At 63.5% G+C, this 26711-nt stretch carries 30 protein-coding genes and 1 tRNA gene; 16 read left to right on the top strand and 15 right to left on the bottom strand.

Annotated features, from left to right (window positions below; translation table 11 throughout):
* Positions 1-3: 3 nt before the first annotated feature.
* The 10 genes from bchL to hemA are packed head-to-tail and all read left to right on the top strand — an operon-like array spanning position 4 to position 8439.
* Complete coding sequence (gene bchL / locus IEW00_RS02365; RefSeq protein WP_188512736.1) at positions 4-897, top strand: ferredoxin:protochlorophyllide reductase (ATP-dependent) iron-sulfur ATP-binding protein; 894 nt, start codon at positions 4-6, stop codon at positions 895-897.
* On the top strand, positions 897-1592 hold the full coding sequence (gene bchM, locus IEW00_RS02360; protein ID WP_188513076.1) for a magnesium protoporphyrin IX methyltransferase: 696 nt from the start codon (positions 897-899) through the stop codon (positions 1590-1592). The genes bchL and bchM overlap by 1 nt, the downstream gene beginning before the upstream one ends.
* Positions 1589-3022 carry a BCD family MFS transporter gene (locus IEW00_RS02355; protein WP_188512735.1) on the top strand — a complete coding sequence of 478 codons (1434 nt, stop codon included), beginning with the start codon at positions 1589-1591 and terminating at the stop codon, positions 3020-3022. Before bchM ends, IEW00_RS02355 begins: the two co-directional genes overlap by 4 nt.
* 27 nt (positions 3023-3049) lie before the next feature.
* Positions 3050-3823: a photosynthetic reaction center subunit H gene (gene puhA, locus IEW00_RS02350; RefSeq protein ID WP_188512734.1), complete on the top strand. Its 774-nt coding sequence runs from the start codon at positions 3050-3052 to the stop codon at positions 3821-3823.
* Entirely contained in the window at positions 3820-4467 is a 648-nt protein-coding gene (puhB, locus tag IEW00_RS02345; protein WP_188512733.1) for a photosynthetic complex putative assembly protein PuhB, read from the top strand. Before puhA ends, puhB begins: the two co-directional genes overlap by 4 nt.
* Positions 4464-4961 (top strand): photosynthetic complex assembly protein PuhC, encoded by a 498-nt coding sequence (gene puhC, locus IEW00_RS02340; protein WP_188512732.1) that lies wholly within the window; start codon positions 4464-4466, stop codon positions 4959-4961. Before puhB ends, puhC begins: the two co-directional genes overlap by 4 nt.
* A 28-nt stretch (positions 4962-4989) precedes the next feature.
* Positions 4990-5283 (top strand): O2-dependent cyclase accessory protein, encoded by a 294-nt coding sequence (locus IEW00_RS02335; RefSeq protein ID WP_188512731.1) that lies wholly within the window; start codon positions 4990-4992, stop codon positions 5281-5283.
* Positions 5284-5320: 37 nt separating this feature from the next.
* On the top strand, positions 5321-6409 hold the full coding sequence (acsF, locus tag IEW00_RS02330; protein WP_229736800.1) for a magnesium-protoporphyrin IX monomethyl ester (oxidative) cyclase: 1089 nt from the start codon (positions 5321-5323) through the stop codon (positions 6407-6409).
* 4 nt (positions 6410-6413) lie between these two features.
* Complete coding sequence (puhE, locus tag IEW00_RS02325) at positions 6414-7229, top strand: putative photosynthetic complex assembly protein PuhE (protein WP_188512729.1); 816 nt, start codon at positions 6414-6416, stop codon at positions 7227-7229.
* On the top strand, positions 7219-8439 hold the full coding sequence (hemA, locus tag IEW00_RS02320) for a 5-aminolevulinate synthase (protein ID WP_188512728.1): 1221 nt from the start codon (positions 7219-7221) through the stop codon (positions 8437-8439). The genes puhE and hemA overlap by 11 nt, the downstream gene beginning before the upstream one ends.
* Positions 8440-8606: 167 nt before the next feature.
* On the opposite strand, the gene IEW00_RS02315 is transcribed toward hemA, so the two are convergent.
* The 4 genes from IEW00_RS02315 to IEW00_RS02300 form a co-directional block, all read right to left on the bottom strand.
* The gene (locus IEW00_RS02315; protein WP_373282555.1) at positions 8607-9119 is read right to left on the bottom strand and encodes a c-type cytochrome; all 513 of its coding nucleotides are present in this window, start codon (positions 9117-9119) and stop codon (positions 8607-8609) included.
* A gap of 296 nt (positions 9120-9415) precedes the next feature.
* Positions 9416-10096 (bottom strand): prolyl hydroxylase family protein, encoded by a 681-nt coding sequence (locus tag IEW00_RS02310; RefSeq protein ID WP_188512727.1) that lies wholly within the window; start codon positions 10094-10096, stop codon positions 9416-9418.
* A gap of 67 nt (positions 10097-10163) precedes the next feature.
* Complete coding sequence (locus IEW00_RS02305; protein WP_188512726.1) at positions 10164-10781, bottom strand: hypothetical protein; 618 nt, start codon at positions 10779-10781, stop codon at positions 10164-10166.
* Between the two features lie 185 nt (positions 10782-10966).
* Positions 10967-11899, bottom strand: coding sequence for an RcnB family protein (locus IEW00_RS02300; RefSeq protein WP_188512725.1), 933 nt, complete (start codon positions 11897-11899; stop codon positions 10967-10969).
* 247 nt (positions 11900-12146) lie between these two features.
* Between IEW00_RS02300 and IEW00_RS02295 the strand changes: the two genes are divergently transcribed.
* Both IEW00_RS02295 and IEW00_RS02290 read left to right on the top strand, forming a co-directional pair.
* Positions 12147-12812: an MOSC domain-containing protein gene (locus IEW00_RS02295; RefSeq protein WP_188512724.1), complete on the top strand. Its 666-nt coding sequence runs from the start codon at positions 12147-12149 to the stop codon at positions 12810-12812.
* Between the two features lie 15 nt (positions 12813-12827).
* The gene (locus IEW00_RS02290) at positions 12828-14051 is read left to right on the top strand and encodes a dipeptidase (RefSeq protein ID WP_229736762.1); all 1224 of its coding nucleotides are present in this window, start codon (positions 12828-12830) and stop codon (positions 14049-14051) included.
* 140 nt (positions 14052-14191) lie between these two features.
* Here IEW00_RS02290 and IEW00_RS02285 read toward each other — a convergent pair whose 3' ends face one another.
* The 5 genes from IEW00_RS02285 to IEW00_RS02265 all read right to left on the bottom strand — a co-directional run bounded on the left by IEW00_RS02285 (position 14192) and on the right by IEW00_RS02265 (position 18331).
* On the bottom strand, positions 14192-14497 hold the full coding sequence (locus IEW00_RS02285; RefSeq protein WP_188512723.1) for a WYL domain-containing protein: 306 nt from the start codon (positions 14495-14497) through the stop codon (positions 14192-14194).
* 80 nt (positions 14498-14577) lie between these two features.
* Entirely contained in the window at positions 14578-15948 is a 1371-nt protein-coding gene (gene accC / locus IEW00_RS02280) for an acetyl-CoA carboxylase biotin carboxylase subunit (protein ID WP_188512722.1), read from the bottom strand.
* A 7-nt stretch (positions 15949-15955) separates the two neighbouring features.
* Positions 15956-16417, bottom strand: coding sequence for an acetyl-CoA carboxylase biotin carboxyl carrier protein (gene accB, locus IEW00_RS02275; protein WP_229736761.1), 462 nt, complete (start codon positions 16415-16417; stop codon positions 15956-15958).
* Positions 16418-16584: 167 nt separating this feature from the next.
* Positions 16585-17025, bottom strand: coding sequence for a type II 3-dehydroquinate dehydratase (aroQ, locus tag IEW00_RS02270; protein WP_188512720.1), 441 nt, complete (start codon positions 17023-17025; stop codon positions 16585-16587).
* 115 nt (positions 17026-17140) lie between these two features.
* Positions 17141-18331: an FAD-dependent oxidoreductase gene (locus tag IEW00_RS02265; RefSeq protein WP_188512719.1), complete on the bottom strand. Its 1191-nt coding sequence runs from the start codon at positions 18329-18331 to the stop codon at positions 17141-17143.
* 21 nt (positions 18332-18352) lie between these two features.
* Here IEW00_RS02265 and IEW00_RS02260 point away from each other — a divergent pair, with 21 nt between their 5' ends.
* On the top strand, positions 18353-19072 hold the full coding sequence (locus IEW00_RS02260; RefSeq protein ID WP_229736760.1) for a DUF6445 family protein: 720 nt from the start codon (positions 18353-18355) through the stop codon (positions 19070-19072).
* A gap of 9 nt (positions 19073-19081) precedes the next feature.
* Here IEW00_RS02260 and IEW00_RS02255 read toward each other — a convergent pair whose 3' ends face one another.
* Positions 19082-19225, bottom strand: coding sequence for a hypothetical protein (locus IEW00_RS02255; protein ID WP_188512718.1), 144 nt, complete (start codon positions 19223-19225; stop codon positions 19082-19084).
* Positions 19226-19367: 142 nt separating this feature from the next.
* Here IEW00_RS02255 and IEW00_RS02250 point away from each other — a divergent pair.
* Positions 19368-19442, top strand: a tRNA-Thr gene (locus IEW00_RS02250).
* Between the two features lie 72 nt (positions 19443-19514).
* On the opposite strand, the gene IEW00_RS02245 is transcribed toward IEW00_RS02250, so the two are convergent.
* On the bottom strand, positions 19515-19835 hold the full coding sequence (locus IEW00_RS02245; protein ID WP_188512717.1) for a GNAT family N-acetyltransferase: 321 nt from the start codon (positions 19833-19835) through the stop codon (positions 19515-19517).
* Positions 19836-20134: 299 nt separating this feature from the next.
* Here IEW00_RS02245 and infC point away from each other — a divergent pair, with 299 nt between their 5' ends.
* Positions 20135-20647 carry a translation initiation factor IF-3 gene (infC, locus tag IEW00_RS02240; RefSeq protein WP_188512716.1) on the top strand — a complete coding sequence of 171 codons (513 nt, stop codon included), beginning with the start codon at positions 20135-20137 and terminating at the stop codon, positions 20645-20647.
* A 31-nt stretch (positions 20648-20678) separates the two neighbouring features.
* On the opposite strand, the gene IEW00_RS02235 is transcribed toward infC, so the two are convergent.
* On the bottom strand, positions 20679-22220 hold the full coding sequence (locus IEW00_RS02235; protein WP_188512715.1) for a DUF4139 domain-containing protein: 1542 nt from the start codon (positions 22218-22220) through the stop codon (positions 20679-20681).
* Between the two features lie 173 nt (positions 22221-22393).
* The gene (locus IEW00_RS02230; RefSeq protein ID WP_229736759.1) at positions 22394-23815 is read right to left on the bottom strand and encodes a DUF4139 domain-containing protein; all 1422 of its coding nucleotides are present in this window, start codon (positions 23813-23815) and stop codon (positions 22394-22396) included.
* A 106-nt stretch (positions 23816-23921) separates the two neighbouring features.
* Here IEW00_RS02230 and xth point away from each other — a divergent pair, with 106 nt between their 5' ends.
* Positions 23922-24695 (top strand): exodeoxyribonuclease III, encoded by a 774-nt coding sequence (gene xth / locus IEW00_RS02225; RefSeq protein ID WP_188513071.1) that lies wholly within the window; start codon positions 23922-23924, stop codon positions 24693-24695.
* A 69-nt stretch (positions 24696-24764) separates the two neighbouring features.
* Here xth and IEW00_RS02220 read toward each other — a convergent pair whose 3' ends face one another.
* Together IEW00_RS02220 and IEW00_RS02215 are read right to left on the bottom strand one after the other, a co-directional pair.
* Positions 24765-24968, bottom strand: coding sequence for a hypothetical protein (locus IEW00_RS02220; RefSeq protein WP_188512714.1), 204 nt, complete (start codon positions 24966-24968; stop codon positions 24765-24767).
* Between the two features lie 93 nt (positions 24969-25061).
* On the bottom strand, positions 25062-26594 hold the full coding sequence (locus IEW00_RS02215) for a peptidoglycan DD-metalloendopeptidase family protein (protein WP_373282573.1): 1533 nt from the start codon (positions 26592-26594) through the stop codon (positions 25062-25064).
* Positions 26595-26711: the final 117 nt, after the last annotated feature.

Raw genomic sequence — 26711 nt, 5'->3', positions numbered from 1 at the left:
GATATGAGCCTTTTAGACCACGGCAGCGCGCCCCCCAGTTTCGGCGAGGGCAGCACCCAGGTTGCGCTCGACCCGCGCGATGAGATCACCGGCGCCAAGGTTTTTGCCGTTTACGGCAAGGGCGGCATCGGCAAGTCGACCACTTCCTCGAACCTCTCGGCGGCGCTCTCGCTGCTCGGCAAGCGCGTGCTGCAGATCGGCTGCGATCCCAAGCACGACAGCACGTTCACGCTGACCAAGAAGCTGATGCCCACGGTGATCGACGTGCTCGAAACCGTCGATTTCCACTCCGAGGAGCTGCGCCCCGAAGATTACATGTTCGAGGGCTTCAACGGCGTCATGTGCGTCGAGGCAGGGGGGCCACCGGCCGGCACCGGATGCGGCGGCTATGTCGTGGGGCAAACGGTCAAGCTGCTCAAGCAGCATCATTTGCTCGAAGACGCCGACGTGGTGATCTTCGATGTGCTGGGCGATGTGGTGTGTGGCGGTTTTGCAGCACCCTTGCAGCATGCCGAGCGCGCGGTGGTCGTCGCGGCGAACGATTTCGACAGCATCTTCGCGATGAACCGTATCGTTGCAGCCATCAAGGCCAAGTCGAAGAACTACGACGTGCGGATGGCGGGCGTCATCGCCAACCGTTCGGCCGCGACCGACGAGATCGACCGCTTCAACGCGGCGACGGGCCTGAAGACGCTGGCGCACTTCCCCGACCTGGATGCGATCCGCCGCAGCCGCCTGAAAAAGTGCACCATCTTCGAGATGGATTCGACTCCCGAGATCGAAGCGGTGAAGACCGAGTACATGCGCCTTGCCGCAACGCTCTGGAAGGGCACCGACCCGCTCGACGCGATGCCGATGAAGGACCGCGACATCTTCGACTTCCTGGGCTTCGAATGATGGCCACCAGCGCACCCCGCTCGACCTACGACAGCTATCGTGGCCGTCTGGAGACCTATTTCGACCGCACCGCGCGGCAGAACTGGGTCGACCTGACCTCCGACACCAAGGTCAGCGGCATTCGCGCCACCGTGCGTGCAGGCCGCGACCGGATGCGCGCGATGCTGCTCGACTGGCTGCCCGATGATCTGACCGGCATGCGTATCCTTGATGCCGGCTGCGGCACCGGCTCGCTCGCCGTGGCTGCCGCTCAGCTGGGCGCGCATGTCACCGCGATCGATATCTCGCGCGGGCTGGTCGATGTCGCGCGCGAACGCGCGCCCTCGGGCCTCGATATCGACTGGCGGGTGGGTGACATGCTCGATCCGGCGCTGGGCGAATTCGACCATGTCGTCGCGATGGATTCACTGATCCACTATCAGACCGGCGATATCGTCGATGTGCTGGCCTCGCTGGCCCAGCGCTCGCCGAACATCGCCTTCACTTTCGCACCGCGGACACCCTTGCTCGCGGCGATGCATGCCACCGGGAAGCTCTTTCCCAAATCCGATCGCGCACCCGCGATCGTGCCGGTGGCCGAAGCAAGGCTGACCAGACTGCTTGCCCAGCGTCTGCCCAGCCACCGCATCGCCGCGAGCGAACGCATCGTCAGCGGCTTCTACACCAGCCATGCTATGATGGTGTCGCGCGGATGAACCTTGCTGGCGTCTCGACCCGGTTCTTCACCGGCCTGGGAAGCAGCTTCCTGCCGTTCGCCGATGCGGCGAGCGCGGAACTGCCGATGGGCCGTCTGCTGCGGCTGTCGTTGTTCCAGGTGACCGTGGGGATCGCCACGGTGCTGCTCAATGGCACGCTCAACCGCGTGATGATCGTCGAACTCGGCACGCCGGCCTGGCTGGTCGCGCTGATGATCGCGATCCCCTTGCTGGTCGCGCCCTTCCGCGCGCTGATCGGCCACAAGTCGGACAACCACAAGTCGATGCTCGGCTGGCGCCGGGTGCCTTATATCTGGTTCGGCTCGCTGCTTCAGTTCGGCGGATTGGCGATCATGCCGTTCGCGCTGCTGCTGCTGTCGCGGCCCGATACCTTCACCGTGGGCCTGATCGCGGGAGCGGTCGCGTTCCTGCTCACCGGGCTTGGCATGCACACCACGCAGACCGCAGGGCTTGCGCTGGCGACCGATCTGGCACCCGAAGACACCCGCCCTCGCGTCGTCGCGCTGATGTTCGTGATGCTGCTGGTCGGCATGATGATGGCTGCGTTCATCATGGGCTCGCTGCTCGCGGACTTCTCCGCGACCCGGCTGGTCGCGATCGTTCAGGGCGCTGCGATGTTCACCATGGCGCTCAACATCATCGCGTTGTGGAAGCAGGAGGCACGTCGCCCCTCGACCACCCGGCCCGAACGTCCGACGCCCAAATTCTCGGTCGTCTGGCGCGAATTCACCGCAGAAGCGCGCAATGCGCGGCTGCTGGCAGCGATCGGTTGCGGCACGGCGGCGTTCAGCATGCAGGATGTGCTGCTTGAGCCGTTTGGCGGCGAGATACTGGGAATGTCGGTGGGGGCCACCACGGTGCTGACCGGCCTCTGGGCGTTCGGCATGCTGTTGAGCTTTGCCTATGCCGCGCGCCGCCTGAGCGCAGGTGCCGATCCGTTGCGGCTTGCAGGCTTTGGCGCGGTCGTTGGAATGTTGGCCTTTGCCATGCTGCTGTTTGCCGTGCCGCTGGACGCCAGCGAGCTGGTGTTCGCCGGATCGTTGACCATCGGCATCGGTTCGGGACTCTTTTCGGTCGGCACCTTGACTTCGATCATGGCAATTGCCGGCAGCGGCCAGCACAAGGGGTCGGGCCTGGCGCTGGGCGCCTGGGGCGCGGTTCAGGCGACCAGTGCCGGGCTTGCCATCCTTGCAGGCGGGCTGATCCGCGACGGGGTCTCCGCGCTCGCGCTGGCGGACCAGATCGGTCACACCCTGGCCTATCGCGCCACCGGCTATGGCACCGTGTACCTGATCGAGATCGTTTTGCTGCTTGTTACCATGATCGTGCTTGGCCCGCTTGTCGGGGGCCAACAGGTCGATACCGCCACATCGCAACCGCGGTTCGGCCTCACAGAGTTCCCGACATGATGTTTTTGAAGAAGAGAGGTAATCGCCATGTTTAACGGCAATATCGTGGGCAATATTGATGTTGCATCGATCGCTTTCTGGGCCTTCGTGGTCTTTTTCATTGGCCTGATATATTATCTGCGACGCGAAGATCGACGAGAGGGCTTTCCGCTCGAAGACGAACTGACCGGACGCTCGCTCGGCATGGGTGGCCCGCTGCTGCATGGCAGTCCCAAGTCGTTCAAGCTGCCCTTCGGTCGCGGCATCGTCTATACTCCAACGATCGGCAAGGAGCCGTTCAACATCGCTGCGCGCAAGGCTGGCCCGGGTGCAGGCGATCCCTACATCCCCACCGGCAACCCGCTCGCCGATTGCATCGGCCCGTCGGCGTACGCTCAGCGTAGCCCTTTGCCCGATATTGATGCGTTCGGTAACAACCGTATCGTGCCGATGACGCTGGAACCCAGCTTCTCGATCGCCCGCGGCGATCCCGATCCGCGTGGCATGACCGTGATCGGTGCTGATGGCGCGGTCGCAGGCACTGTTTCCGAAATCTGGGTCGACCGTTCCGAGCATCAGGTGCGCTATCTTGAGGTCGTCACCGCAGAAGGCGTGCATGCACTCGCGCCGATGGCGATGGCAAAGGTCCGCAAGTCTGCCCGCCAGATCGTGGTCGATGCGATCAACGCCGCGCAGTTTGCCGGATGCCCGCAGGTTGAAATCGCAGGCCAGATCAGCCGTCTCGAGGAAGACAAGATATCCGGCTACTTCGGTGGCGGCTATCTGTACGCGAACCCAGCACGGCAGGAGCCGCTGATATGATCACGGAATATGATGACGAGCCGATCCGGGGTCTGCCCGGTGAACTGCCCGAAGGCGAAACACTGATCTGGCAGGGCTCTCCCGAATGGCGGTTGCTGGCACGAAGCGCGCTCTTCACCCGCATCGTGGGGCTGTATTTTGCAGTCCTGGTGGCACTTGCCATCATCAACGGCAGCACGACCGGCGTCATCGCGACGCTGATCGCGGGCGCGATCGGCATCGGCCTGCTGATGCTCTATGCCTGGGCGGTTGCGCGGACTACGGTCTACACGCTGACCAGCCGCCGTGTCGTGCTGCGCATCGGCGTGGCGCTCAACATGTGCATCAACCTGCCGCTGGCCAAGATTGGCGGTGCCAATCTGCGTCCGCTGGGTCCGGTCGAAGGCGATCTGGCTCTGCAGCTGATCGGTCCACACAAATTGGGCTATCTGGTGCTGTGGCCGCATGCGCGTCCGTGGAAGCTGGGCAACCCCCAGCCGATGCTGCGCGCATTGCCCGATGCTGCCGTGGTCGGTGAGCGTCTCGCGCGCGCCGTGGCCAATTTCGTGCCGGTTGACCGTGCGCAGGAGCAGGTGACCTCGCAGGGTCAGACCGCACCGCAAGCAAATGCAATGTCCGCAGGACTTCAGGGAGCCGTCGCATGACAACCGCACCAGCCAAAGCAGCAAGCCATAACGGCCACGGCCACAGCCATGAAAACACCGTGCCCAAGGGCGCGCTGGTCATGGCGTGCGGTGTTGTGCTGTTTACGCTGGCGCTGACCGGTGCGACCCAGCTCGGCTGGATCTCGCCGTCGCCGTCGGCCAGCGAAACACGCTCGGCAGAAGCCGCGACCGCGCTGTCGACCCGCGTGCTGCAGTTCGCCGATGGCCCCGATGGCACGGTTGTCGTGACCGATGCGACGACCAACGCGCGTCTGCATGTGTACGGTGAGGAAGGCAGCGGGTTTGTCCGCGGCGTGCTGCGCGGCATGGGCCGCGAGCGCCAGAAGCGGTCGATCCCGATGCTGGCACCCTACGAGCTCAACCACTGGAGTGACGGATCGCTGTCGCTGACCGACACCGCGACCAACCGCATCGTCGAGCTGGGCGCGTTCGGCACGACGAACCGTGGTACCTTCGAAGCGCTGCTGAAGTGACGGGGTTCCAAGTGAGAAGGTGTAACTGATGGGACTGTTCCGCGAGCCTGCCTTCGATACGCGCTGCAGTATTGCGGTCGAGCAAAGCGAGGCGCACTTTCATGCGCATGTCGAGCTGGACGGCGATATCGCGATCCAGCCGGGCGACAAGGTCCGGGTGCATGGCGCGCCGATCATTGTTGGCTTTGGTGAGTCAATTTTGATCCAGCGCATGGCGACGGTGCAGCCGGCAGGTGCATTGATGCGCGCATGGACCAAGCTGACCGCGATGGGCGAGCTCAAGGAACTTTACGAGGTAAGCTTCACCACCAGCCGGTGGTGAGCGCTGTTCAGATGACAACGGGAGTGGTGTGATGAACATGCAGACCAAGATTAAATCGGCAGCTGCAAGCGGAGCAGCTGGGGCGGACGTGCCCGATACGATGGTGCTGGCGACGCAGGATACCGTGCTTTCTCCACGCTTTTACACCACCGATTTTGACGCGCTGAACGCGATCGACGTATCGCTGGTGCGCCGCGAATGGGATCAGCTGATGGCCGATATGGAGGGTGACCCGAACAAGGCGCATTTCCGGCGCAGCGAATCGTTCGACGGCATCATCGACAATCTCGAGCCCGAGCTTCGCCGCGAATTCATAGATTTTCTTGTCAGCTCGCTGACGTCCGAGTTTTCCGGCTGCATCCTGTACGCCGAGATCGCGCGCCGCACCAAGAACCCCGATGTGAAACGGCTGTTCAAGCTGCTCGCGCGCGATGAAAGCCGCCATGCCGGGTTTATCAATGAGGTCCTTAAGGACGCTTCGATCGGCATCGATCTGAGCTTCCTAACCAAGACAAAGAAGTACACCTACTTCAAGCCCAAGTTCATCTGGTATGCGGTCTATCTGTCGGAAAAGATCGGCTATGCGCGCTACATCGCGATCTACCGGCATTTGGCAAAGCACCCCGAAAACCGCTTCCACCCGATCTTCAACTGGTTCGAACAATGGTGCAACGACGAGTTCCGCCATGGCGAAGCGTTTGCCATGCTGATGCACGCCGACCCCAAGCTGCTCAAGGGAATAAACGTCTACTGGATCAAGTTCTTTATCCTGTCGGTCTATGCGACCATGTATGTACGCGACCATAGCCGCCCGGTGTTTCACGCCGCGTTGGGGGTCAACCCGACCGATTACGACTTCCAGGTGTTCGACATCACCACCGCGATCAGCCGTCAGGTTTTCCCGGTCGAAATCGACACCGACAACCCCAAGATGCGCGCGCAGTTTGAAAAGCTGCGTCTGGCATCGGACCGGATCGCCGCAGGCAAGGCCAAGGGCGGTCTTGGCGGCCTGATCCAGCGTGCCGGTGGCATGCTGGGTGCGGGCACCGCCTTTGCCCGGATGTATTTCATGCCCGGCAAGCCCAACAGCCTGCCTGCCACCATCCGCCTGCAGCCGGCGTGGTAACGGCATGAGCCTGTACGGCCATATCCTGCCCGCTCTGGTGGTGCTGTTTGCCTGGTTCGGCAGCACGGGCGTCGTCGCCTGGCTCGCCAACCGCGGCAAGGACACTTTCGCGCGCAGCATATCGTGGGCGGGCTTTGCTGCCGGGATTTGCCTATGCGTCATCGTCTATGTCGGGCATGGCCATGGCTCTGCAGGTCCCAGCCCGATGGACGCCTATGTCAGCTTCGGCGCGGCACTGGTGATCTGGGGGTGGCTTGAGCTGACCTTCCTCACCGGAATCGTCGCAGGACCCCGCCGCACCGTCAGCGATCCGCACGCGCGTGGCTGGCGCCGGTTTTCGGATGCGGCGGCGACACTGATCTACCACGAGCTGGCGATCGCTGCGGTGATGATCATCCTGGTGTCGCTCACCTGGAACAGCGCCAACCCCACCGGTACGCTGATCTTCACGCTGCTATTTGCGCTGCGGCTGTCAGCCAAGCTCAACCTGTTCGTCGGCGTTCCCAACATGAGCGACGAGATCATGCCGGGGCACCTGGAATACCTCAAAACCTATTTCGGCCCGCGCCGCCTGCATGGCGCGCTGGCCTTCAGCCTTGTGGTGTTGCTCGCGCTGTCCCTTTATCTGGGCATGCGCGCTCTTTCTGCCCCGGCAGACAGCTTTGCAGCCGTCAGCGCCACGTTGGTGTTCACTCTCGCAGCGCTAGGTTCGCTCGAGCATCTGTTTCTCGCACTGCCGTTCAGGGACGGTGCGTTGTGGCGCTGGGCAATCCCAGCAACCGACAAGGATAAGAAGAAGGAGAGTGGTTATGGATTATGAGGGCTTTTTCCAGAGCGAGATCGATACGATCCGCGACGAGGGACGCTATCGCATCTTCGCTGAACTGGAACGCCATCGCGGCCGCTTTCCGCACGCCACACGCTACACCGAAGAAGGTACCGACGAGGTCACGGTGTGGTGCTCGAACGACTACCTCGGCATGGGCCAGCATTCCGATGTGCTGAACGCCATGCATGAAACGCTCGATCAGTGCGGCGCTGGCGCGGGCGGGACCCGCAACATCTCGGGCACCAACCACCACCACGTCGTGCTGGAAGCCGAACTGGCCGATCTGCACGGCAAGGAAGCTGCCTTGCTGTTCACCTCGGGCTATGTCTCCAACTGGGCCGCCCTGGGCACCCTGGCGGCCAAGCTGCCCAACTGCGTCGTGTTGTCGGATGCGGGCAACCATGCCTCGATGATCGAGGGCATCCGCCACAGCCGCGCCGAATGCCTCAAGTTCAAGCACAATGATCCCGCCGATCTCGACCGGCTGCTTGCCGGGATCGCGCCGGGTCGGCCCAAATTGGTCGCATTCGAAAGCGTCTATTCGATGGACGGCGACATCGCCCCGATCGCCGAGATTCTCGATGTCTGCGAAAAGCATGGCGCGATGAGCTATATCGACGAAGTCCACGCGGTCGGCCTGTATGGCCCGCGCGGCGGTGGCATCGCCGAGCGCGAAGGCCTGATGGACCGGATCACCGTGATCGAAGGGACGCTGGGCAAGGCGATCGGCGTGATGGGCGGCTATATCGCGGCGTCGTCTGCGCTGTGCGATTTCGTGCGCAGCTTTGCCAGCGGCTTCATCTTCACCACTGCGCTGCCGCCTGCGCTGGCTGCCGGCGCTACGGCCAGCCTGCGTCACCTCAAGACCAGCCAGATGGAGCGCGCGCGCCACCAGGACCGCGTCGCCAAGGTTCGCCGCCGGCTCGACCTGATGGGCATCACCCATCTCGACAATCCCAGCCATATCATCCCGGTGATGGTCGGTGATCCACACAAGTGCAAACGGATCAGCGACTGGCTGATGGACAACCACGGCATCTATGTGCAGCCGATCAACTATCCCACCGTGCCCAAAGGCACCGAGCGGCTGCGGATCACGCCTTCACCGGTGCACACCGATGGCGACATCGACAAGTTGATCCACGCGCTGAGCGATATCTGGTCGCAATGCGAGCTGGCACGGCGGGCGGTGGCGGCCTGATTCTTTCTTCCGTTCTCCGGCGAAAGCCGGAGCCCAGGATGGAGAATGCGCTATAGTCGCTCTGGATTCCGGCGTTCGCCGGAAATCGGATTAGCCACAAACACAAAAAAAGGCCGCCCCGCAAGGGACGGCCTTTTGTGATTCGGCAGATGCCTTGATCGAATCGATCAGGGCTGCTGCAAATAGGCGATCACGTCTGCGCGCTTCTGCGCATCGGGAAGGCCTGCGAACACCATCTTGGTGCCCGGAACGACGCGGGTCGGCTTTTCTAGATACTGGAACAGCTTTTCCGGGCTCCAGGTGATGCCGCTGTTCTTGTTGGCAGCCGAATAGTTGAAACCTTCGACGGTCCCAGCAGCGCGGCCCACGATACCAGCCATCGAAGGACCGACGCGGTTCTGGCCGGCTTCCTTGACGTGGCAGGTCTTGCACTGGATGAAGACCTTCTCGCCTTCGGCAGCGACGCCGGTGTAATCAGCATATTTCGTGCCGTCCAGCGTATCGGTGTTGTCCGCAGCCGGTGCTTCGGCAGCAGCAGGCGTCGGTGTGGCAGCAGCGTCAGCTGCAGGTGCTGCAGTCTGGTCTTCAGCTGCAGGGGTTTCGCTGCCGCCCGAGCAGGCGGCCAGCAGCGCGAGACCGGCAAACGCGCCGGAATAGCGCAGTGCATTCAATCTTGACATGAACTCTCCTTTTGCTCGGCGACATTCGCCCTCAAGCAGCCGCCAATATAGACGGACTGCACAGGTTGAAAAGTAGGCAAGCCAATTTATGAACGCCAGATGAAGAATTTTGTTCACGCGATTTGCCGAAAATCATAAAATTTTTCGTGATTACAACACTTTCACGCCAGTGTCGGCGGCTTATGTTGCGGGGATCTCGTGCCGCCTTCAGTCCGTCTGGGCCACCCCATAGCGACCCGGGGAGCGCTGGCACCTTCATGTGAGCAGCTAGCACGTCCGCTCAAGGGGTGTCCGGATCACAGCCATAATCCGCGCCTGAACCATTTGGTAATGATGTACTTGGTGCCAGCAACCACAGGGTTGCCGCTGTGCAATAGATAAGGATTGGGGGAACCGTCGGGCGCCATATTGTTCCAGATCAGCAACATGCCGGTGCGCGGCATCATCTTGAAGCTGAGCTGCGGAAACTCGGTCTCGCCGCCCGCCTTGGGTTCGTTGAGGAACACCATCGCGGTCCAGCTGCGCTGGCCGCCGGAATTGCGCTCTTTCTGCCAATAGGACTGATCGGTATGGAAATAGTCATGGTGCGGCTTGAACTGCTGCCCCTTGGCATAGCGCTGGCCCTGCAGGGTCTCGCCGCGACGCGGATCGATTCCGGTGAGGCCGCAGATGCGATCGTCGATTCGCAGGACATCAGGGTGCCAGCGATCAAGGTTGCAGCTGTAGCTCGTCCGGAACGCGGTGTCGTTCTCCCGGTCGGAACGATAGAGTTCCGATGGAACGGCATCGGCATCGATCATCCCGATCAGGTCCCGGCATTCGCTATGGTGAAGGAAATTCTGGTAGCAATAGACCTGCATCGGCACGGTGACATCGTCGAAGCTGATACGCTGGACGCACGGGTGGGCCTCAAGCCGCTCGCCAACTTCACGCCCGATCCGCGCCAATTGCCTGCGATGGAAATAATCTGCGATCATGCGCGATGGTTGTGCGGAGCGCAGCATGCAAGTCAAGTTGGAAGCACACGCGTTGCAGTTTCGCGCTTTATCGACTGCCTGACAGGCGCGGCCCCAGCTTTGGCCACAGCAGGCGCAATCCGATAAGCCCCATCGCCAGCATTTGCAGCGGACCAATGCCCATCCCCGACAAAGGCGTCCCGCGATACGTATCCGGCCCACCGATCTCGCCGATGATCGCCAGCACTAGATGCGGACCGATCACCACAAGACCGGCGATTTCTACGCCACGGGGGAGCCTGGCTGGGTCACGCGGCGTATCGGGGCATTGGGGATAGCACTCCAGCCGCGATTCTATCGACCGGGTGATCTTCTGGACGTCATGCGAATGCATCAGATAAATCGCAATCGGTCCGCACAGGATGCCGGCAAGGATCATGACCCCGGCAAAGGGGATGAGCTGACCCACGGTCATCGCAAAGATCAGAATTCCCGGAAACAATGCAATCGACAGCAGCCGCGTGCGCCGACGGGAAGGAGCGAGGGCTGCGGCGAATTCCTCACCCATCTGCTGCCAGACCCGGGCGGGGAGCAGGACCGACCTCGATTTGCCGGCAAGTCGATAGACAACCGATCCATCGGCTTTTGTGCTTGCCCGGTGCGCAAAGCCCGATCTGGCCAGATATTCCGAGAACCTACTGTTCATCGCCGAACTCCTGATGATCGTTTCGGGATATCGGCAGACGGTTAAGCACTCGTATCAGGCGCGTCTCTTTATAGCGTTGTTCAAAGGTCAGATGGCCGACCTGCCATCAGCAAAAGGCCCGCCGGATCGTTCCGACGGGCCAGAATGCAGGATCTTTTGGATTCCGGGCCTTCAGGCCAGGGGCATCACCAGAAGAAATCGTTGACCACATCGACGACACGGCCGGTGTAGATATCGACCAGCAGCACATCGCCATAATAGCGCACCCAGCGGAACTGGCCATAAGCGGGCGGCAGGCGATAGGCCCAGGGATCGTTGATCCAGAAGTTGCTGGCAAAGAACGGCGCGCCCAGCGTGAAGCCTATGCCCAGTCGGCGATAGTTCCAGCCGCGCACCGGTGCAAAATAGCGACCTCCACGATAGAAATTGCGGTTCTGGTTGCGATAGCCGTACCAATCGTAGCGCCTGTCGTTGCGCCAGTTACGGTTCCAGTTGCCGCCGCGACGGTTGTCGAAGCCGCGCCCGTTAAAATTGCGGTTATCAAAGCCGCGATTGGCAAAGCCACGTCGATCGTTGCGGAAATCACGGTTGTCGAACCGCCGGTCCTGTCGGAAATCCCTGCGATCATTGCGACGATCGGCACGAAAATCACGGACGTCCCCGCGCCGGTCCTGGCGGAAGTCGCGCCGGTCGTTCCTGCGGTCGGCACGAAATTCGGACCGGGTCACATTGCCCTGGCGCAAATCCCGGCGATCGCCCCGGCGCTCCTGCCGGAAGTCGCGGGTGTCCGCGCGGCGTTCCTGGCGGAACTGCTGGCGATCGCCGCGCCGCTCCTGGCGAAACTGCTGGCGGTTCTGAATCCGGGCGCTGCCGATATTGCTGCGGTTCTGTCCGCGAAACTCGCGGCCGCCACCGCCACGATTGCCGCGGAACTGACCGCCACCGCGGCGCCCGTCGCGTTGCTGCGCAGCGGGCTCGAGCCCGGTTTGCACGGCGATGCTTTGGGTTTGCGGGACGGGTTCGACAACGGCGGCTTCGGCCTGCGCCATGGGCAGCAACAGGCTGACAATGGCTATACCGGCAAGCAGCAACGGCAAGCGTTGGAACCTGCCTGCCATCAGGGCAGGCGGTGAAGTAGTTGCAAATATTGACATGACCATAGTCGACCTTTTTCGAAAATGGCCTGAGCAATCGTGTCGGCAACCACGCGGCACAGGACGGTTGTGATGATGTGTTGTATCAGGAAAAGGCTGACCCTCACCTTAACCGGGCGCTGAAATCGGCCCCTAAGCGCCTAAGCCCCTGCGCAGCCGGTACGCGGAAACCCGTTGCGTGCAGCAGGCACGCGGGTTAGCTTGCTTCGGCATGGGTTCGCACACGGTCCGTATACTGGCGCTGCTCACCGGCAGGCCCCGCCCTTTTCGTGAAGACGGCACGATGAGCGCAATCGCGCGTCACCCTGTCGCCGGGCCCGTGATGCTGGGGGAGCTGGGGTTCGAGGGCGATGCGGTGGCCGACACGATCCACCATGGCGGGCCTGATATGGCGGTGCACCATTACCCGTTCGATCATTATCCATACTGGCAACAGCGGCTGAATGGGCACAAGCTGCTGCAGAAGCCCGGCGCGTTCGGCGAGAACATCTCGGCGCGCGGGCTGGTCGAAAGCGATGTCCGCATCGGCGACACGTTTCGCATGGGTGAGGCGCTTGTCCAGTTGAGCAAGGGCCGGCAGCCGTGCTGGAAGGTCGATCATCGTTTCGGGGTGTCGGGCAAGCAATCGGTGATGGCCGACATCGTTCGCACCGCGCGCTGCGGCTTTTACTACCGGGTGCTCGAGCCAGGTCGGGTGCAGACCGGCGATGTGCTGCGGCTGGTCGATCCGGGACCTGCGGCCTGGACAGTGGATCGCGTTTTCCGGTTGTTGATCGGCGGGCAGCACCGGGCCGAGCCCGAAGCGGTTCGCGCGCTGGCCGACCTGCCGCAACTTGCAGCCGACTGGCGGAAACGTGCTAGTGCCTTGGCGGACTGATAGGGAGACAGGAATTTGCGATTTTCTTCATTGGGCGTCCTCGCGCTGGCGCTCGCTGCATCATCCGCCGTTGCGCAAACGACCCCTGCCAGCACGCCTGCCGCCCAGGACGCCGCCAACCAAGATCCTGCCGCGGTCCATGAGCGGATCCTGACGCTTGACACCCATCTTGACAGTCCGGCCAATCTCGATCGGCCCGGATGGGCGATGACCGACCGGCACGATGTCCACGACGATACCACGCAGGTTGACCTGCCGCGGATGATCGAAGGCGGGCTCGATGGCGGGTTCTGGGTGATCTACACCGGGCAGGGGCCCAGTGACGCGACCGGCTATGCCCGCGCGCTCGCACATGCGCTCAAGCGGCTGCACCAGATCCACGATTTCGTTGCCGCGACGCCGGAAAGCTTTTCACTGGCAACCACCGCTGCCGATGCGGCGCGGATCGCGGCCAGCGGCAAGCGGGTCGTCTATGTGTCGATGGAGAACGGCTATCCGCTGGGAACCGATCTCGCCAACCTCGAGGCATTCTACCAGCTCGGCCTGCGGATGGCGGGGCCGGTGCACAACGGCACCAACCAATTGGCCGATTCGACCAATGGCGACCCGGTGCATGGCGGTCTCAGCGATCTGGGCAAGGCCTGGGTGAAAGAGGCCAACCGGCTGGGGATCATCATCGATGCCAGCCACGCCTCGGACACCAGTTTCGACCAGATGCTCGCATTGTCCAAGGCGCCGATCATCCTGTCGCATTCGGGCCCCAAGGCGTTGCATGATCATCCGCGCAATCTCGACGATGACCGGCTGAAGGCGCTGGCTGCCAAGGGCGGGGTGATCCAGATCAACAGCCTGTTCCTCTCGCCCAATCTACCGCGCCCAGGGGTGGACGCGCTGCGTCCGCGAATGGCTGAAATCGATACGCTGCCCCCAGCGGAGCGCGCCGCATTGATGAAGGAATGGGCCAAGGCCAATCTGGCGGAACCGGGTTCGGCATCCGATTTCGACCGGTACATGGCTGCGGTGTTCCACTGCATCGATCTGCTCGGGGTCGATCATGTCGGGATCGGCGCGGACTGGGATGGCGGCGGCGGAGTCGCCGGGCTGACCCAGATCACCGATATTCCCAAGATTACTCAAGCGCTGCTCGCACGCGGACTGACCCCGGCCGAAGTCGAGAAGGTCTGGAGCGGCAACGTGTTGCGGGTGATGGTCGAGGTCGAAAAGGTGGCAGGGCGGTAATCCGACGAATCGGCGCTGTCGTCACGTCACGCAAGGCTTAGGATCAAGCTTGGGCTGCCCGGGAAAATGCGACACGCCATCCGCGCCGCTTCAGCCTGAGGATCGACAATGCGTCGCTCAGCGTCCTCAAGCAATAACGCTCAGGCCATTTCCACGGCGAACAAGGTGTTGCCCTGGTAACGGTCCTCGTTGGGGTTGAACACCGGCTGCGGATCGAACATCCGGTCGGTCAAAGCGAGGTCGCCCAGGCCATCGAGCTTGAACGCACCCACCTTGATCTCGCGCGGGGGCTTGCCGTCGCGCTCCAGCGTCACGCCATCCAGATACAGCTGGTCATGCCGCGTGTAGAGGATGTGCGGCGCAAGCCTGATACGGGTGCGATTATAGGTCGCCTCGAGGCACTTGCGCAGCGCAATCGCCTCGAGCACAGTCTTGTTCATATCCATCCGCCCAATATGGGCCAATCGCCAAGGCGATTCAATCACAAATTGTGCAGTGCAGCATAGCGGCTGTGGCCGCGTTGAGGTCAGGCTTTGCCCTCAGCATCCTGCGCATCGAGTTCGGCCAGCCACTCTTCGAGCCATTTGATGGTGTAGTCGCCGGACAGGAAATCGTCCTGCTTGAGCAGTTCCTGATGCAGCGGGATCGTCGTCTTGACGCCCTGAACCACGAACTCCTCGAGCGCACGACGCAGCCGCATGATGCAGCCCTGCCGGGTGCGGCCATAGACGATGACCTTGGCGATCATGCTGTCGTAATAGGGCGGAATCCGGTATCCGGCGTACAGCCCGCTATCGACGCGGACGTGCATGCCGCCGGGCGGGTGGTAATAGCTGACCAGCCCGGGTGACGGCGCAAAGGTGCGCGGGTCTTCGGCATTGATTCGGCATTCGATCGCGTGGCCGCGAAACTCGACATCTTCCTGTTTGACCGAAAGCGGATGCCCCTCGGCGATGCGGATCTGCTCGCGCACCAGATCGACCCCGGTGATCGCCTCGGTCACCGGATGCTCGACCTGAAGGCGGGTGTTCATCTCGATGAAATAGAATTCGCCGTTTTCCCAGAGGAACTCGATCGTGCCCGCGCCGCGATAGCCCATATCGGCCATCGCCTTGCACACCACGCCGCCCATGCGCTCGCGCTCTTCAGGCGTGATGACGGGCGAGGGGGCTTCCTCGAGCACCTTCTGGTGGCGGCGCTGGAGCGAGCAGTCACGCTCGCCCAGATGGATCGCGTTGCCCTTGCCGTCGCCGAAAATCTGGAACTCGATGTGCCGCGGGTTGCCGAGGTATTTTTCCATATAGACGGTGTCGTCGCCGAACGCCGACTTGGCCTCGTTGCCCGCTTGCTGCATCAGTATTTCGAGCTGGTCCTCGGATGGAACCACCTTCATACCGCGTCCGCCACCGCCCGATGCTGCCTTGATCAGCACCGGATAGCCGATCGATGCCGCGATGATCTTGGCCTCGTGGACGTCCTTGATCGCGCCGTCGGAGCCCGGAACCAGAGGCATGCCCAGCGCGCCTGCGGTGCGCTTGGCCTCGACCTTGTCGCCCATCGTGCGGATATGCTCGGGCTTGGGGCCGATCCAGATGATCTTGTGCGCCTCGACGATCTCGGCGAACTTGGCGTTCTCCGACAGGAAGCCATAGCCTGGGTGGATCGCGTCGGCCTGGCTGATCTCGGCTGCCGAAATGATGTTGGCGATGTTGAGATAGCTCTGGCCGGCAGGCGGCGGGCCGATGCACACCGCCTCGTCCGCCAGCCGGACGTGCATCGCGTCGGCATCGGCGGTGGAGTGCACCGCCACCGTCTTGATGCCCATTTCGTGCGCGGCGCGGTGGATGCGCAGCGCGATTTCGCCGCGATTGGCGATCAGGATTTTCTTGATGGCCATGAGGATATTACTCGATGACGACCAGCGGCTGGTCGAACTCGACCGGCTGCCCGTCTTCCACCAGGATCGCGGTGACCTTGCCAGCGCGCTCGGCGGTGATCGGGTTCATGACCTTCATCGCCTCGATGATCAGCAGCGGATCGCCGATCTTGACCGTGGCGCCCACGCTGATGAACGGCGCTGCGCCCGGCTCCGGCGCCAGATAGGTGGTGCCGACCATCGGCGACTTGACCGCATTGGCCATGGACGGCGCGGCAGGTTCTGCAGCGGCAGCAGCGGCAGGCGCGCTCGCCGGAGCGGCGGCAGTGGCCACTGGTGCCGGTCCCACGGCAACGCTGGCCACCGGTGCGGCGCTGATCATGCGCGCTACGCGGATCTTGCGATCGCCGTCTTCGACCTCGATTTCGCTAAGGCCGGTTTCGCCCAGCAATTCTGCCAGTTCGCGTACCAGTTTGCTGTCAATGTTCATGCCGCCTCCCTGTTTTGCATTGCCGCTTTTGCTGCTTGATGATGACATTGTGTGTTCCTGCGCCCTTATGGTTCTTGTTCGCGGGCGCCGTGTGTTCGGCAGCCTCGCGGAAAAATGAAGTACAAGGCTATGCCCGCGCCGAGGCGTCAAATACAACCGTTAACTGGTCATAGCAGCGCTGCAGCCTCGAGCGCCAATAGATAAGATGCTGCGCCGAAGCCAGAAATCGTGCCCTTTGCGGCCCGGCCCACCCACGAGGTATGACGGAATTCCTCGCGCGCATGCGGGTTGGAAAGGTGCACCTCGATCACCGGCGTGGTGATCGACCGGATCGCATCATACAGCGCTATCGAGGTGTGGGTGAAAGCGCCCGCGTTGAGCAGCACCGCTTTGGCTCCGCTCGCCTGCGCCTCGTGCAGCCAGTCGATCAGATGGCCTTCGTGGTTCGACTGGCGCATATCGATGGCAAGCCCCAGCGCCTGCGCGCGGTCATCCAGCCGATCGGCGATGTCATCGAGCGTGTCCGAGCCATAGATTTCGGGCTCGCGCAGGCCCAGCAGGTTGAGATTGGGTCCGTTGAGGACGAAAATCATCGGTTGATCGGCCATGCATTCCCCGCAGCCCTGCCCCATTGCCTTGGACGTGCGGCGCTTATGCGGGAAAGCGCCGGGCTAGGCAAGGTGGGGGCAAGGCGGGGGCAAGACGGGGGCAGGACAGGGCCTGCTATGGCCGAGCGGGCACCAGCGGGCCACCGCCATACAGCCAGTCCCAGCGCGCCATCACCGCATCGGGGCGGGTCGCCGCTGCGCGGCCCAGCGGCAGCCGCATTGCCAGCGTGGCGAGCGGATTGCCTTCGTGAAAATCGACGCCATTGGCGCGCGCGTTCGCCTGTACCCTTGCCGTCCGCGGCTGGCGCAGCACAAAGAACCGCGCGAGCGCCGCCTCGATCGCCGCGCTGTCGCCTGCGATCGGCAGCAGCTCACCCAGCGCAAAGCCATCCTCGATCCCCATCGCTGCGCCCTGCGCCAGGAACGGCAGCATCGGGTGGCAGGCATCGCCGATCAGCACCGCGCGACCCCTGTGCCAGGCGCGCATCGGCTTGCGATCATGCAGTCCCCAGCGCAGCGGCTGCTCGGCCCGGGCGAGCAGGCGGGTGATCGCGTCCCATCCGGCAAAGTCGGCACGGAGCCGGGCGGGGTCGCCGGGCAGGTTCCAGCCTTCCTCGCGCCAGTCGGTCTGCTCGGTAACGCCAACGAAATTGATCAGGCCGGGCCGCACCCGATAGGTCACCGCATGACGGCGCGGCCCCAGCCAGGCACCGACTCCCGCAGGCGGTGCAGCCGGATCGTCCTTCGCCACCGCTATCAGCGCGCGCCAGGCGACGTGCCCGGTAAAGCGCGCGGTGTCTGCTCCGAACAATGCGGTGCGGACGCGCGAATGGATCCCGTCTGCGCCGATGATCAGGTCGGCGTTCATGGTTTGACCGTCCGAGGTAACGACGGTCGCGGTATCGGCATCGATCTGGTCCACCGTACGGCCGGTGACCAGCGCACCGGGCTGCGCCGCCTCCAGCGCCGCACCCAGGATCGCAACCAGATCGGCACGATGCAGCGCGACGTAACGCGCGCCCCAGCGGCGAAGCGCGGAATCGCCCAATGGAACGGTGAGGATCGGCCGCGCGGTCCGGCCATCGCGCAGTGTGATCGCCTGCGGGCAGTGTCCCGCTGCGGTCACGGCCTCGGCCACACCCAGCGCCCCAAGCACCCGCATGGCATTGGGGCCAAGCTGCAGCCCCGCGCCGACCTCGCCCAGCGTGTCGGCGCGCTCGATCAGCTGAATCTCATGCCCCTTGCGCACCAGCGCGAGCGCGGCGGCAAGCCCGGCAATGCCTGCACCGATGATCAGGATGCGCATGTGCGCGCTTGGGATGGCTGCATGTCCATGGCCGATGTGTGTAGCGCGGGCGATCCCAAGCGCAACCGCCGTGCCCTCTTTGCTGGCCTAGCGCGGGTCTGGCGCGCGAGCCGATCAGCGGTTATGCCCGGCATCATGTTGCCCTCGCTCCTGATCGTTGACGATTTTCTGGCCGATCCGCACGCGGCGCGTGCCGCCGCACTGGCGCTGGCGTATGACCCTGCCAGCCGCAAGGGCAATTACCCCGGTACGCTGTCAGCCGCGCCGCTCGCGGTTACCGGACTCGAAGAGGCGGTGTCGCGAATCATCGGTGTGCCGCTGGCGCCCCAGCCCGGCACCAGCCACAGGCATTGCCGCCTGACGCTGAAGGGCGACCGCGGGGTGAGCGGGGTGCATATCGATCCGTGCTTCTATTCGGGCATATTGTATCTCAGCCGCAACGAGGACGCGCGTGGCGGCACCGATTTCTTCCGCCACAAGCGCACGGGGCTGGAGAAGGTGCCCACCGATCCGCTGGGTCTGGCGCAGAGCGGTTATGACGACATTAACGCCTTGGTCGAGGATGTCGTCAACCGTGACACGCTGCTGCCGGCACGATGGGAGCGGGTGATGCGGGTGCCGATGCGGTTCAACCGGCTGATCCTGTTCAGCCCCTGGCTGTTCCACAACTCCGCCGATGGGTTCGGGGCGAGCGCCGAGACCGGACGGCTGGTCCACCTGCAGTTTTTCGCACGCGCCTGAGCGAATCGGTTAGGCCCGGGGATCGTCCATCGCGCGGGCCTGCGCCTTGCGACGCTTCAGGTTGGCGCGCAGATTCGCGGCAAGCCGCGCCTTGCGTTCCTCATCGGTCCGCGGCTGAGACTGTGCGGGGGGCGGTGTCGGGGTGTCTGCCATGATCTCATGCGCTTATCGTCAGGATCGGCGATTTGGCAAGGCTTGCGAGGGTTGACAAAGCCTCGGGGCCTGCGCATAGGCGCAGGCCTTGCGAGCGGGCAGCCGTTTTTGTCCCGCTTCGCTGTCGTCTACGAAATGGTGTGCTGCTGTAGCTCAGTGGTAGAGCGCATCCTTGGTAAGGCTGAGGTCGGGAGTTCAATCCTCCCCAGCAGCACCATTTCGTAGCGTGGTTTTTTCCAGCCTGAACCTCCGCCCAGCGCCGATCTATCCTGGCGGTCGCTCCTCAGCGTCAGTCCGCCAGAACGTCGTTCCATTCGGGGTGGCGCTTGAAGGCGGTGACAACATAGCTGCAGCGGGGCAGGATGGTCCATTGGTCCGACCGCGCGGTTTCGATCAGTGCATCGACCAGCCTGGCAGCGATTCCCTGGCCGCGCATCGAATCGGGCACATAAGTGTGATCCGCAACCACTCGGGTTTCGCCCGCGCTGGCGCCAGTGGTGGCATATGTCAATTCGGCCTCGGCCCCTTGCGCACGGTAGACGAAGCGTCCGCCCGATGCGGTGGTCTCGTGGGTGATGGCGCTTGCGGCATAGGCGGGTGGCTGTGTCATGTCAGTCTCCAATTGCCCCCGGAATATGCCCTGCTGTGGTTGCCGATATGGGGAGGCGGCCTGCGCCGGGCAACCAAGGGCTCTGCGAGTCGCGAAACGCGCATTCGGCCACCGGGTTGCGTCTCAACCGCGTCAGATCGTTGCGGTAACGCAACTTTGACGGCGGTTCGCGCAGCTTTTGCAGCGCGAACCGCGCACGAGGCTCTTTATCTATTCGACGACTTGGCCTATATGGCGCGCTCAAGAAACCATCAGGAGAATTCGCTATACGTCCGCCAGCCCCCCGTCGCGGCCTCACCATGCCACTGAAATCCGGCCCGCGCTTCAATCAGTTCATACAGTCACCCCAGGTTCGGGTGATCGATGAGAATGGCGAAAATGTCGGCGTATTGCGTACCGAAGAAGCGATAGAGCGCGCAGCAGCCGTGGGGCTCGACCTGGTCGAGGTTTCCCCCAACGCAGAGCCGCCGGTCGCCAAGTTCCTAGACGTCGGAAAGTACAAGTACGAGGCCCAGAAAAAGGCCAACGCCGCGCGCAAGAACCAGAAGACGCAGGAGATCAAGGAGATCAAGATGCGTCCGAACATTGATGACCATGACTATATGGTCAAGATGAAGAAGGTTCACTCGTTCATCGACGAGGGCGACAAGGTCAAGATGACGCTGCGTTTCCGCGGCCGCGAACTTTCGCATCAGCAGCTCGGCATGGCCCTGCTCCAGCGGGTGCAGGAAGACGTCAAGGAAATCGCCAAGGTCGAAGCCTATCCCCGCATGGAAGGCCGCCAGATGCTGATGGTGCTTGCACCCAAATAAGGGCGTGCTGGCACCGAAGTAACGGCACAACTCAGCGATATTTGCTGCGCGATTCGTAAGTGAGCGACGCACGTTCATTGGCAGGCACCGTGACCTGCCAAACTTGTTTGCCATCCTTGCGGATCGTGCGGCCGCTGGCCTTGCGCAGATCGACATCGGCGATCATCGCCAGGTCGATCTCGGCGGTGACCGGCTCGGGATTTGCGTTGGTCAACTCCAGCGCATAGCCATCCCAGCCGCCCTTCGATGCGACCAGCGTGCGGGTCGAGGCCAGTTGCACCGCGTTGCTCTGGCCAATGGTGAACTTCACCTCCTGCCCCACCGCATAATCGCGCATCTGTCCCTGACCGATCAGCAGGCCGTTGTCCGACGCGCCATCGAACACCGCGATCCGGCCCGATGGCAGCGGCAGGCCCAGCCCGGTCGCGGTCTTGTTGTCCATCCGGACCTCGATTTCGAGCGGTCCCGGCGTCTTTTCATAGCCGCCAGCATTGCCGCGATAGATCAGCCGCGCAGGCACGTTCTGCTTGCCAAGCAGCTTGACCTGCTTTTGTCCCTTGGCCGCAACCGTCGAGCGAAACGGGACACGGTAAAGCTTGAGATCGCCCAGCGCCTCCAGCTCTGCCACCACATTGCGCGATCCAGTCACCATGACCTCCTCCATCGCAGCAGCGCGGACCGCGCCACTGCGGGCCATCATCGACGGTGCCATCGGCGGCGGGGGTGGAGGAGGGGGCGGAGGCGCGAAAATCCCCCGAGCCGTGCTGCCGCGCGGCCAGCAGCGGATAGACAAGGGCGTCGCCTGCGGCTTGTCAGCAATCTGTTGCATCGGCTGGCGGATGTTGAGCGTTCCCGCGATCACCAGCAGTTCGGCATCGGTGAAGCTCTCGGAATTGCCATTGGCCAGCGTGAGCCAGGAAAACAGGTCAAGGCTTTTGCCATCCTCGCCCAGCTTGACGACGTAATCGGCGTTCCAGTCGAACCCGGCGGCAAGATAGGTCAGCGTCACCTCGGCGGTCGCAGCTTCTGGCGAGACGGTATCGACCGACAAAACCGGGGTTGCGAACAGCCCGCCCGGCAGATCCTCGTAAATCACCTTTTCGGGCAGGCCGGAACATTGCAGCGCCTCGATACCGCCTTCGGTCTCCACCACCAGCGCGCCTTGCGACCCACTGCGGATGACCGCATCGCGCTCGGTCACCGCGCCGGTGGCAGGGTCGGTGCGGCGCAGAGTCACCCGGTTGCCCAATGTGCCATCGACCAGTGACCCGGGAGACAGCAGCTTCTTGTCGCGGTTCTGTTCGATGATGCCTCCGGGAAGGCCACGGATCACGGCGGAGACCGCGACCATGCCTTCTGCGACGCCTGCAAAGCGGATGGTCGCGGGGCCTGCCGGGACGGTGATGCGGCGGGTTTCGGTGACGACCGCAAAGCCGTTGAGGTAGTTGAGGTTCATCCCCCCGCCATCGCCGCGCGCGGGATCGCGATAGATGGTGACCGCGACCGAATCGGGTTTGGGCGAGATGATCTCGGGGCGGGTTTGAGCGTGGGCAGGGCAGAGGGCTGCAGCCATCGTGAGGATCAGCGCCCCCAGCACCCACCGTGAAAAGGCCCCAAGCGCCCACCCCCGTTTGTCCCGAGCGAAGCCGAGGGACGTGATCGCTAAGGGTAGCGCGAGGTCCCTCGACACGCTCGGGACAAACGGGGGTGGAGAGTTGGGCACGGTGTTGGCCTATTCACCCACCCTCAATACCTGGTCTCAAAAGTCGCGGTGACCTCCGCGCTGCCGTTGGCAGGCACGCTCACCGCCCATACCACCGCATTGCTGTTCCTGCGCTCGCTCTTCAAACTCTCGGTCACCACCCGCGTATCGGTCCAGCCGAAGTCGAGCCCCGATTGCATCAGGTCGATCGTGACCGCGCCATCGCGGGCGTTGGTCAGTTCATAGCGCATGCTGGTCTGCCAGCGGGTGCTCGACAGCCGCTTGCGTTCGACCACCGTGGTCTTGACCTTGACGTCGAACGCCTCGCCGGTCTTGAGCGCGAGCGCGCTGCCCATCGGGGTGTGATCGATCGCGTTCTCGCCGATGAACTGCGGCGATCCGCGCTGGTCGCGCTGGTAGAAGCGCACCGATCCCGCAGGCAGCGCATCGCCGAGCCCGCCCGATTGGCTCGAGCTGAACTTGACCACGGTGTCGGCGCTGCGGGGTTCTTCGATGCTCGCGAGCCAACCCACCCGATATTCGTATGCGCGCGATGCGGGCACGCCTTGGACGTCGAGGAAGTTGATCTGCTTGGTCTGCTTGTCGGCAATCGTCGTGCGGCCGACGGGATAAAGATAGAAATCGCCCAGCCGCTCGCGGTTTGCCGTTTCTGTTCCGGCGCTGCGGATATTGCGACCCCCATTTCTCTGGACGCCCCTGCCGACCCCCGATGCGCCCTGCGGATTGCCCGCAACCAGCAGCGTATCGGCGTTGCGATAGGTGGTGCCCGAGCTGTTCGACAGCGTCACCCAGCCCTGCACGTCGATGCTGCCCTTGGCCTCATCGAACAGCGCAACATAGTCCGCCGACCAGCCGAGGCCTCCGGTGAGATAACGGATCGAAGCGTCGCGGGCGCCCGCGCGCTGGCTGTCGAGCGTGATCGACAGCGTCGGCCGTGCGCGCAGATTGTCGGGCACCTTGTCGAAGATCGCGCGCACCGGCAGGCCGTCGTCGCGCAGCACCTCGATGCGGCTGCCAATCTGGACGACCACGCCCTGGTTGACCGAAAGCACCTTGGCGCGCTCGCGGGTCTCCGCACCGGTCGCGGGATTGGTGCGCACCAATGTAATGGTTTCACCCACCGCCTTTTCCATCAGTTTGCCCGGCGTCAGCAGGTCGTAATCGAAATTTTGCTCGACGATCGTCGCGCCATCGGCGGCGAACGAGACGGTCTCGGGCTGGATCTGCGCCGACACGTCAGGAAATTCGATCCGGCTGGTGCCGTTGGCGATGTTGAGCTTGCGGATGTCCTGCACCAGAGAGGTGCCGCCATTGTAGACCGTGACCGAGACATTGCCCTGCGTGCTTGGCGCATTTGGGTCGGCTGCATCCTGAGCCAGCGCGGGAGGGAGGGCGACCAGGGTGGTGGCGCACAGCCCCATCCAAATCCGAGACGAACGCTGCATGAAGACCTCCCCTGATGGACCTGCGGATGGTGGCTTAGGCGCGCTCAAATGAACAGAGGCTAAATCGCTGGGCAAGCGCCGGTCTGGCCGATAAGAAGGCGCCATGCTGCGTATCGCTTCCTACAACATCAACGGTATCAAGGCGCGCCTGCCGCGCCTGCTCGAATGGCTCGATGACACCCGTCCTGCCGTCGCCTGCCTGCAGGAGATCAAGACTCAGGACGAGGGTTTCCCCGCGTCGGAGTTCGAGAAACTGGGCTATGGCGCTATCTGGCACGGCCAAAAGGGCTTCAACGGCGTGGCCATTCTGGCGCACGACGCCCAGCCGGTCGAGGTCCGGCGCGGGCTAGAGGGCGAGCCCGAGGACGAGCATTCGCGCTATCTCGAGGCCGATGTCCACGGGCTTCGCGTCGCAACCATCTACCTGCCCAACGGCAATCCGCAGCCGGGGCCGAAGTTCGACTACAAGTTGCGCTGGATGGACCGTCTGCGCAAGCGCGCCGCGCAGATCATGGCCGAGGAGGTGCCTGCGGTGCTGGCAGGCGATTATAATGTGATCCCCCGCGACAATGACACCTATTCGGTCCGCGCCATGGCATCGGACGCGCTGATGCAGCCCGAAAGCCGCGCGGCCTATCGCCGCATCCTCGCCGATGGCTGGACCGATGCGATCGGTACGCTGCGTCCGGCGGGCGGGGTGTGGACCTATTGGGACTATCAGGCCGGTGCCTGGCAACGCGACCATGGCTTCCGCATCGACCACCTGCTGCTCAGCCCGCAGGCCGCCGACCGCCTGAGCGCGATCGGCGTCGACAAGGACCACCGCGGCCGCGAAAAGGCCAGCGACCACGCCCCGACCTGGGTCGAACTCAAGCCATAGGCTTGAGGCAAAGGCGATAAGCCGCAAGGGACGGCTTGTTAGGCGCCGCCCCCAGCAACTGCTCGATGTTCAATCTTTGGGCTTGGGGACCTTCGGGCCCTCTTCGGGATGAACCGCAGCGCCGGTCCAACGACCGTCGCCTTCGACGACCGCAGTTCCCGTGACATTGCGCGAATCCTTTGGGACCAGCCCGCCACCTTCATGCTTGGCGGTCTTCTCGCCACTAGGGCGGGTATCACGTTCTTCGGGTTCGATATGGGGTTTGTCAGTCATCATCGCTCTCCTTCGCGTCGCGGCGAATGCAGCAACGGTCTGAAGGATTACCGCCTGATGTCGCGATCGGTTCCGGTGGCGTGGGGTAGCAGGTCAGGCGATCGTCGTGCCTGCGATCCGTTCGATCTCGCGCTTGGGTTCTGCCGTCGCCGCGCTCGAGGGCGGGGCGATCGATTGCAGCGCAGCGCCGGGGGTGACGCCCTGAAGCTGTTTCAGCCGCGCGCGGAAGTTTGCCAGTTCGCTGCCCGAAAGCTGCGCGCGGGTGGTGAACTTGACCGAGCTGGGATCGACCGCGCGGCCGCCGCGATACATTTCATAGTGCAGGTGCGGTCCGGTCGAAAGCCCAGTCGAGCCGACATAGCCGATCACCTGGCCGCGCCGGACGCGGGTGCCATTGCTCACCGCGATCCGGCTCATATGCCCGTATCCGCTGGCGAGGTTGCCGCCATGTGCGATGCGCACGAAATTGCCATAGCCGCCCTTGCGCCCGGCATAGTTTACCACCCCGTCGGCAGTGGCATGGATCGGCGTGCCGCTGCGTGCGCGGAAATCGAGGCCGCTGTGCATCCGCCGGAAGCCGAGGATCGGGTGGCGGCGCGAGCCATAGCCCGATGTGATCGCGCCATTGACCGGCCGCGCAAACTCTCCGCGCTCCTCGCCAACGCCCGAAGCTTCGAACCACTGCGCGCCGCTGCCGGTCTTCCAGCGCAGCATCTGCGCGCGCGGCTTGCCGCTGCGCTCGAGCCCGGCATAGAGCAGTTCGCCCATCTCGACCTCGCCGGTAGCGGCGCGTTTGTAGTCCACGATAATGTCGAACTCGTCGGTCGCGCGGATATCGCTGCCGATCGACATCTGGCTGCCCAAGGTCTGCAGATAGGCCTGGATCGCGCGCGGCGGCGCGCCGGCAGCGCGCGCCGAACGATACAGGCTGGAGCCGACCGTGCCGCGAATGCGCAACGGGGTCGCATCGACCAGGATCGGCTTTTGCACCAGATCGAGCGAGCTTCCTGCGCGGACGATCTCGACGTTCATGTCGAAGCGCGCACGGAAGGCGATGCTCTCGACCGGGCGTGGCTGGTTGCGCGCAAAACGGCGGCCGAGGATAATATCGATGCGGGTGCCATCGCGGATATCGCTCAACGGAACCACGGACGAAACGAGGTTGGCGACCGATTGCGCATCGCCGCCGCCCACGCCTGCGCGTTGCATCACGCGCATGAAGCTGTCGCCGCGACCGATCACGGCGGCAAGCTCGATCGTCGGGCGCTCGGGCGCCTGGCGCAGCGCGACCACCGCATCGGTGGCGGCCATCGCGCGGCCGGTATCGCTGCCGAACGCCATCGGCATGATCATCTGGCTGCGCAGTTCTTCGCGTGCGACTGGCGCAGGCGCCATCGCGGCCGCACCCAGCGGGTGGATGCCCGGCCAAACGGCATAGGCGCCGGTGCACAGCAGGCACAGCGTCGCAAGACCGCGAAACCATTCCGCACTGCCGATGTTGGTGCCCAGATCGGGGGTCCAGTTGGTATCCCGGATGATTTCAAGGACGTGCGCCCAGCGTTCACGCGCTGCAGTCGGTTTGCCAGCAGGCGCACGCGCCGCCGGTGACGGTAGCGCATCGGCCATCGACAGTCTGGCTGTGGCTGCACCGGCCCCGAAAAGCTGTTCGCGTTGCTGAAACAAGTCCGACCCTTTTTCGCCATTCCTCCCGTGACACGCCCTTCGGCGCGCACGATGGCGATT

It is taken from the genome of Blastomonas aquatica (genome assembly GCF_014639875.1).
Taxonomy (GTDB): domain Bacteria; phylum Pseudomonadota; class Alphaproteobacteria; order Sphingomonadales; family Sphingomonadaceae; genus Blastomonas; species Blastomonas aquatica.
This window is presented reverse-complemented; position numbering and strand designations above follow the sequence as displayed.